This is a genomic window from Peribacillus sp. SIMBA_075 (genome assembly GCF_046534585.1).
The window spans coordinates 1-7,696 of record NZ_JAWRYN010000085.1 but is presented as its reverse complement, the minus strand read 5'-3'; the positions used below and the strand labels follow the sequence as shown (position 1 = coordinate 7,696).

Genomic DNA, 7,696 nt, shown 5'->3' with positions numbered 1-7,696 from the left:
GAGTCTCGCACTTCCGCTCCAATCAACCTTAAATAGTTTCGTTTTAAAAACAACAATCTTTACGAAAAGAGCCTAAAGAAAAAACTATGGGCAAACTGGCTTTTCCTTAAAATTTGTTTACAAAAGGGGGTGCGGAAGTGTCTCACCCCGAACAAGATCGAGGATAAACGGTTTGTACTGTGAAGGAATTAATTATATATTAATCCTTGAGTACATTTATTCATGGATGAAAGTATGATGATGATAAGAAAAGTTCGGAGGGGGCAATCATGAAAAATATTAATACTGAACAAGAATACCGTGAACAAATTAAACAAGAGGGACTGACAGTCGGGATTTTTACGACTACATGGTGTCCAGACTGCAAACGTTTAGACATGTTCATTGATGAGATCACTCAAGAACATCAAGACAAACAGTGGTTTACAATCGATCGTGACGAGTATCCAGAGATTTCAGAAGAGCAGACCGTGATGGGAATTCCATCTTTATTGGTTTTTAAAAATGGAGAAAAGATTGCACATTTGCACAGTGCGAATGCTAAAACCCCAGAGGCAGTCAATGAATTTCTAAATGATCTATAAAAGTTGTTGTAAAGGTGAACCCCTTATTATGCTGTAATAAGGGGTTCACCTTTTTTTAGGAATTTTTTTCTAAAAATAACTTGATTTCTTAGATGAAACAGGGTTTAATTATAGATACCGAATATCCATTATGGATATGAAACATCCACTTAACTATTTGAAGAGGTGAACTGAATTGCAATTAACTAAAGGGGTCGAGCAAGCAATATGCATCATTGTTATACTCTCAACCCAGGATAAAAATGTACCGCTTTCGTCTAATGAGATCAGCAGGCGGTTAGAGGTTTCTCCTTCTTATTTGAAAAAAATCATTAGGAAATTGGTCTGTAAGGGGATAATCACTTCCGTTCCTGGTAATAATGGCGGCCTTTCTCTTGCCAAAAGTGCAGATAAGATTAAAAACCTTGAAATTATTGAAGCGATGGAAGGCCCCATTTCGATGTTTCCAGATACAGGACTTATAGAAAAAGCGTTTAAAGATGGAGAGTATGCAGAAAAGGGCATGGACGTTCTTCGGCGAATGTTTTCTCAGGCGGATGAACTTTTAATGGAGTTCTTTTCCAGCCAAACAGTGGCAGATTTGCTTAAAGAAAGCTTTGGCAACACGGACATACCGACTCTTAATTGGAGTTCGGGGTCATTGAGTGAATTAATGCGTGAAAAGAAGGGTGAAAAAGAGTGAACATGCTTAAACAAGAATGGAAGCTTTTACTTACAAATCCAAAACTGATCGGTGTCGCAATCGTTTTACTGTTCGTTCCGATTATTTATGGGGGGTTATTCCTTAGTTCTGCTTGGAATCCATACGGGAATACGGGTAAATTGCCTGTTGCAGTCGTGAATAATGATGTGAAGGCGGAGTATGAGGGTAAAACCTTAACTGTCGGTAATGAGCTGATCGAGCAATTAAAGGACAATGATGATTTAGAATGGCATTTCGTAACGGAAAAAGCGGCGAAAAAAGGATTCGAAGATGGTACATATTATATGGTTGTTACCATTCCAGAGGACTTTTCAAAAAATGCTTCAACCGTCCTGGATGATAAACCTAAGAAAATGAATTTAACATATGATGTGAATCCTGGACGCAGTTTCGTTTCGGGAACGGTCGGAAAACAGGCAGCGAATAACTTGAAAACGGAAATTGCTGAAAGTGTCACAAAAGAATATGCGGAAGCAATCTTCTCACAACTGGATAAAATCGGAGATGGATTCGGTGATGCAGCAGATGGGGCATCAAAACTGGATGAAGGTGCTGAAAAACTGCATGATGGAAACAAAGAAGTGACAGAGAATCTGAATAAATTAGCTTCCAGTACATTAACTTTTAAAGAGGGAGCGAATAAACTTCAAATTGGTGTTGGCGAGTTTTTGGAAGGAGCCAATAAACTTGAAAGTGGCGCTTCGGAATTAAATAAGGGAATATCACAATACACTTCTGGTGTCGGTCAGTTGCAAAAGGGTGCGAACGAACTCGCATCAGGTACAGGGGAATTAACTAATAATAGTAAAGCACTTATACAAGGTTCTTCCCAACTTTCCACTGGGCTGGCCGAAGTGGTTCCAGGAGCCCAAACTTTAAATACTGGATTAGCACAAGCGCAAACAGGCAGTGCGAATTTGAATGATGGGTTGAATCAATTATCGCAAAATGCAAGGCAGCTGACGGACCAATCTTCAGGAATCCCAAAAATGGCAGCAGGTCAGCAGAGTTTAAATGAGGGAATCATTAAACTGGCTGAAGGAAACGGGGCGTTAAATGCCGGCCTGAAAAAGATGGATGGCCAATTGCCCGCAGAAGAACAGCTGAGTCAGCTTAAGCAAGGACTGTCAAGCATTCAAAGCGGTGTGAATCAATTGCAAAAAGCGGTCCCAGCAGGAAGCAGCACGTCCGGTACCGTATCTGGCATTACTGAAGATCTCAATAAAAGCCAAGCAGCTTTAACGGAACTTCAATCAACGATTGCGAATAATGGACAAAGCACAATCAATACCGTTCAAAACACTGAAGCATACAAAAGTATGACCAGTGAACAACAATCCGAATTAATTGGAGCCATTCAAAATGAACTTCAAATACAAGCGGGAGCACAAAAACAAATTGCATCGAATCTTGCTGCAAGTGTATCCGACTTATCAACGCAATTAACGAATAAAGTAATGCCAGTATTGAATGGATTAGGCCAACTTCCAGAACAGGTGGCCAATTTAAATAATGCGGTGAATAAAGTTAATCCAAACGCCGTTTCAGCGTTAAATGGGTATACGGCAATAAGGAACTCACTGGAAGAACAATTGATTCCTGGTGCAACCCAATTAAATACCGGCATGAATGAAGCCGTTAAAGGCAGCAATCAATTAACGGAGGCAACCGATAGTTTAAATGAACGGACACCAGAACTAGTGAATGGGATCAATCAGTTAGCACAAGGCGGTTCTTCGTTAAATAATGGTTTATCAAAACTAACTGAGGGATCTGGTCAACTGGTTGATGGAGTTTCACAACTTCAGGCAGGGTCATCCTCCTTTGGTAATGGTCTTGAGAAGTATGCGTTTGGTGTTAGCCAAGTTGGCGAAGGGGCAAATAAACTTGCTAATGGGGCGAATGAGCTGAATGCAAACTCAGGTTCCTTGAAAGATGGTTCATCAGCACTTGTTAAAGGCACTGAACAATTGGCAAGCAATTTACCAACTTTAAGCAATGGAGTCATCCAACTTGCTGATGGAGCAGGTAAAATCAATAAAGGTTCATCAGCACTTGCTGAAGGTTCAAATAAATTGGGCGATGGAATCTCCTCTCTAAAAGATGGAACAGGCGAACTTTCGGAAAAACTGAGTGATGGTGCAGAAGAAATAAATGAAAATGAAACAACAGATGATAATTACAGCATGATTGCTGAACCGGCACAGGTTAAAGAACAAAAAAGCAGTAACGTGCCTAATTATGGTCATGCACTAGCTCCTTATGTATTGTCTCTTGGGTTATTTGTAGGAGCTATTGCCTTCAACATGGGATTCCCGACAGGCAAGGCATCTACAAGACCTACATCTGGAGTGGCATGGTGGTTCAGTAAATTCACGGTCCTATTTATCCAAGCAACGCTTTCAGCATTAGTGTTGGATGCGATTATGATTTGGGGAATGGACTTACAGGTCGAGAACATGGGGCAATTCATAGGGGTTTCCATTTTGACTTCACTTACCTTCATGTTCATCGTTACCTTCCTGACCGTAGGATTTGGAAATCCAGGTCGTTTAATAGCGATGATATTCCTTGTACTACAGCTAGGTGCAAGCGGAGGAATGTTCCCTGTGGAACTGACCAATAACTTCTTCAGTCATGTTCACCCGTTCATACCAATGACATACTCTGTCATGGGCTTCCGTCAGGCGATGAGTACGAGCCTTGGAGTGGATGCATTGACAACGAGTATCGTGTTCCTTACTGGATGCATCATTTTCTTCAATCTACTACTATTGCTAACGATGGTCATCCGGAAGCGCAAAGAACACAATGTGGAGATGGATGCATAAACTAATGAAAAAAGCCCCCGGTGCAATGCGCCGGGGGTTATCTTCATTATGATGGTTCATCTGTGTCCTTTTCTTTATCGATGACTTTCAATCCATTTTCCCCTGAATTTTCAATCACATGTTTAAGGATGGATAATTTGTTATCCCAGAATTGATCATAAAAGGAAAGCCACTGTTTCAATTCCGCTAAAGGTTCTGGCTGAAGTCGAAAGCGTTTCTCTCTGCCTACCTTCCGGCCACTGACCAATTCAGCTTCAGAAAGGATATGAAGATGCTTGGCAATCGCTGTCCGGCTCATGGAAAAGTGAGAAGTGATTTCTGAAATGGGTAAATCCCCTTCAGCAAGCAATTGCAGGACCTTACGGCGGGTTGGGTCGGCGATAGCCTGAAATACATCATGCTTTTCTGCTGCAGACACTTAGCCCTCAACAACCTTTTTAAGTTTTGCATGAACGAGCTGTTCCCAGCCATGATCCATTCTCTCGCGAATCACTGAGCTCTTTTCATTCGGTTTCGGAAGAATCGTATCAGGCTCTTTCCAACCACCATGAATAAGGGTGAACTCCGTTTTGCCATCCAGTTCTTTTAAAATGAAGGAAATGAACCAACCGTCCGTATCCCAACTGAATGAAAGACGATGAGGAGCATTTAACTCCGTTACCTTACAAGGAGATGGACCAAAAGGTGATTGCACATGGAACTCATGTCCCACTTTCGGTTGAAAATCATTTGGCATGAACCATGAAGCTATGCCCTCTGCAGTCGAAACTGTATCCCAAACTTTTTGGATAGGTGCTTCAAGAATAACTGTCTTCTTGATATCCTGTAGTGTATGTTGATTTTCCATACTGATTCTCCTTTGTCATTGAAAAATATGAAACCAATTGGTTTTGCTTTATTGATTATATAAAACCTTTTGGTTTCATGTCAATGATTTGTTTCGAGCCATTCTCCTTATTCCTGAAATCAGGAATAAGGATTAAGGAAGCAGACTGCTTAATTACCCAATTCTTCAATTTGTTTTGCCAGCTCTGTTAAATTATCGATTGATTTCATTACCTCTGAATCTTCCAATGCCTTAGGGTCGATTTGGCCACTTTCAATATTATTCAAGTATAATTCAATTCCATCTGAAAGCTGTTGATTTGAGCTGACGATTTTCTCATGGATGCCTTCAGCGATTTGGGGTGGTTCAGTTGCATTGAAGTCTTCGATCTCCGTTTTCATCAATTGCAATTCTTTTTCAAGATTTTCCCTTGCTTCGGCATTCGTGACGGCATCTTTTGCCAATGCGGACACCTCATTGGCAAAATCCTTAACGGTATTAATATATCCCGTCGCATTATCCGCATACTCCAATGATGAATTGACTTCTCCCAAAAGCGAACAGCCGCTTAATATAAGGAAGGACAGAAAAACAATGGTCATTCTTTTTTTCATATATGCCTCCATTTGTTTTTATGGTGATGATCAGATGGGCAAGAATCTCTTTTTATAAATCGCTGCAATGGAATTCAGTATGAAGCCAGGGATTTTCTTCGGAAAAAATGACTTCGAATATAAAAGGTGAAAAGCACTTTTCAGGTCATGCCACTGATTACATGATTTCACTTGTTTAAACCTTGCAATGTCAATGATCTTCACCTTCATTTCGGAAGTGATGAAGATGTTTCGTAAATGGATATCCGAAGGATTCAATCCCTCTTTCCTTGCTAATTGTAAGGCATGGTCAATCTCCTCGATGTTTTTTTCCGTTATCGGGATTCCTAATGTTAAACATTCAAAAAGAGTGTTGCCTTCGATGTGATCTATAACCAGGTAATTTCCCCCCGCATCATATAGTGTTGGATAGTAATTGATGGCTTGAACGGTTTTGTATATTTCAGCTTCAACTTTTGCTGTGTGAGTATGGTCCGGGAAAAACACTTTTAGGGCTTTATTGGTGGAATGAATTCGGAATACATAAGCGCTTCGGCCTTTTCCTATAAGTGATAAAGATTGGTCGGCATCAAGCAATATATGCTTTTTATCATCGGAAATCTTAACGCTTTGAGCTAATTCATAATAGTTCTGCATACTTTTCACCTCTATTGTGAATTTTTTTCGAATCAAAAAAAGACGGTATAACCGATTGTTGGTTATACCGTCTTTTAAAAATTAAAAGACCTCACCAAATAATCGGCAAGGTCTTGCAAACAACTAAGATCAGTTGCCAATAAAGCCGAGGATAAAATCCTGTATTGACGACTTTATTGTATAGCTACTCCCCTTAACAGAAGGATTCATATAAGTATATATAGTGAGTATATAGATTATTGCCTCAATCCGTCAAATATTCGGATTGTATGCTTACCCTTTATGTATATTCGGTATATTCAGGAAGATGTTCGTCCCCATAAATTAATTAACTGAATAAATATTTCAATATACTTTATTTCGACGACAAACTTGTGCATCCTCTTAGAAACTTAGGAAATGAATTTTCGTTGCAAATATGTCTATTAGTTTACTATTTTGTTACAAATTCATCGATCCCTCTATAGATTTAAAGGAATATGGTATGTTTTTAATGAATGAGGATAAATACCTATAACATAATACTTATTTTAACCGATATTTAAATAAATGTTAAAAATATAATTCTTTAGTAGGGAGAATGAGATGAAGAAATTAATTTTACCAACTTTCTGTTTTGCAGTGTTGTCTACAGTTGCTTTCGAAGAAAAAATATCTGCAGCTCCACTACATGCAGAACAGGCCAATATTGAAACAGGTGTTATGTTCGTCCATGTAAATTCCGGCTCGCTCAATATGAGAAAAACAGGTACTGAAAGTGCAAGCGTAGTCGCCAAGCTGGCAAAAGGGACACAGGTAACGGTGTATTCGGAATCCAAAGGCTGGGCGAAAATTAAAGCCAACGGAAAAGACGGATATGTCAGTACCAAGTATCTATCGACGACAAAACCTGGTGCGGTAACCAAAGCTGCAGCAACCGTTAAAACGACAACGAAATATGTGAATGTCAGTACAGGTTCACTTAATATGCGAAAAAGTGGTATAGAAAGTGCAAGCGTAGTCGCAAAGCTGACAAGGGGCACACAGGTAACGGTGTATTCGGAATCCAAAGGCTGGGCGAAGGTCAAAGCCAACGGAAAAGACGGATATGTCAGTACCAAGTATCTATCGACGACAAAACCTGGTGCGGTAACCAAAGCTGCGGAAACCGTTAAAACGACAACGAAATATGTGAATGTGAGTACAGGTTCACTCAATATGCGAAAAAGCGGTATAGAAAGTGCAAGCGTAGTCGCAAAGCTGACAAGGGGCACAAAGGTAACGGTGTATTCGGAATCCAAAGGCTGGGCGAAAATTAAAGCCAATGGAAAAGACGGATATGTCAGTACCAAGTATCTATCGACGACAAAACCTGGAACGGTAACCAAAGCTGCGGAAACCGTTAAAACGACAACGAAATATGTGAATGTCAGTACAGGTTCACTTAATATGCGAAAAAGCGGAACGGAAAGTGCCAGCATAGTCGCGAAGCTTTCAAAAGGAACGAAAGTGACGGTGTATTC

Annotated in this window: 7 protein-coding genes and 1 pseudogene; 4 read left to right on the top strand and 4 right to left on the bottom strand. The window is 40.1% G+C overall.

Annotated elements, in window-relative coordinates; all coding sequences use genetic code 11:
• Nucleotides 1-251: 251 nt before the first annotated feature.
• The 3 genes and pseudogenes from SB775_RS27160 to SB775_RS27150 form a co-directional block, all read left to right on the top strand.
• Nucleotides 252-584, top strand: a pseudogene (locus SB775_RS27160) (thioredoxin family protein); the annotation flags it as partial.
• A gap of 175 nt (nucleotides 585-759) precedes the next feature.
• A complete protein-coding gene (locus SB775_RS27155) occupies nucleotides 760-1,266 on the top strand; it encodes an RrF2 family transcriptional regulator (RefSeq protein ID WP_089362741.1) in 507 nt (168 codons plus the stop codon).
• A gap of 2 nt (nucleotides 1,267-1,268) precedes the next feature.
• Complete coding sequence (locus SB775_RS27150) at nucleotides 1,269-4,118, top strand: YhgE/Pip family protein (protein ID WP_410864242.1); 2,850 nt, start codon at nucleotides 1,269-1,271, stop codon at nucleotides 4,116-4,118.
• Nucleotides 4,119-4,164: 46 nt separating this feature from the next.
• On the opposite strand, the gene SB775_RS27145 is transcribed toward SB775_RS27150, so the two are convergent.
• The 4 genes from SB775_RS27145 to SB775_RS27130 all read right to left on the bottom strand — a co-directional run bounded on the left by SB775_RS27145 (nucleotide 4,165) and on the right by SB775_RS27130 (nucleotide 6,194).
• A complete protein-coding gene (locus SB775_RS27145) occupies nucleotides 4,165-4,536 on the bottom strand; it encodes an ArsR/SmtB family transcription factor (RefSeq protein ID WP_061465208.1) in 372 nt (123 codons plus the stop codon).
• The gene (locus SB775_RS27140; RefSeq protein WP_410864240.1) at nucleotides 4,537-4,965 is read right to left on the bottom strand and encodes an SRPBCC family protein; all 429 of its coding nucleotides are present in this window, start codon (nucleotides 4,963-4,965) and stop codon (nucleotides 4,537-4,539) included.
• A 149-nt stretch (nucleotides 4,966-5,114) separates the two neighbouring features.
• Nucleotides 5,115-5,558, bottom strand: coding sequence for a DUF6376 family protein (locus SB775_RS27135; protein ID WP_410864238.1), 444 nt, complete (start codon nucleotides 5,556-5,558; stop codon nucleotides 5,115-5,117).
• 30 nt (nucleotides 5,559-5,588) lie between these two features.
• Entirely contained in the window at nucleotides 5,589-6,194 is a 606-nt protein-coding gene (locus tag SB775_RS27130) for a protein kinase family protein (protein ID WP_410864236.1), read from the bottom strand.
• A gap of 585 nt (nucleotides 6,195-6,779) precedes the next feature.
• Between SB775_RS27130 and SB775_RS27125 the strand changes: the two genes are divergently transcribed.
• Nucleotides 6,780-7,696: SH3 domain-containing protein (locus tag SB775_RS27125; protein WP_410864235.1), on the top strand; the 917-nt coding region annotated here is incomplete at its 3' end.

Excerpts from the sequence above, each read along its gene's own strand:
- SB775_RS27140 (WP_410864240.1), bottom strand. The coding sequence starts at position 4,965 with ATGGAAAATCAACATACACTACAGGATATCAAGAAGACAGTTATTCTT.
- SB775_RS27150 (WP_410864242.1), top strand. The coding sequence starts at position 1,269 with ATGCTTAAACAAGAATGGAAGCTTTTACTTACAAATCCAAAACTGATC.
- SB775_RS27135 (WP_410864238.1), bottom strand. The coding sequence starts at position 5,558 with ATGAAAAAAAGAATGACCATTGTTTTTCTGTCCTTCCTTATATTAAGC.
- SB775_RS27130 (WP_410864236.1), bottom strand. The coding sequence starts at position 6,194 with ATGCAGAACTATTATGAATTAGCTCAAAGCGTTAAGATTTCCGATGAT.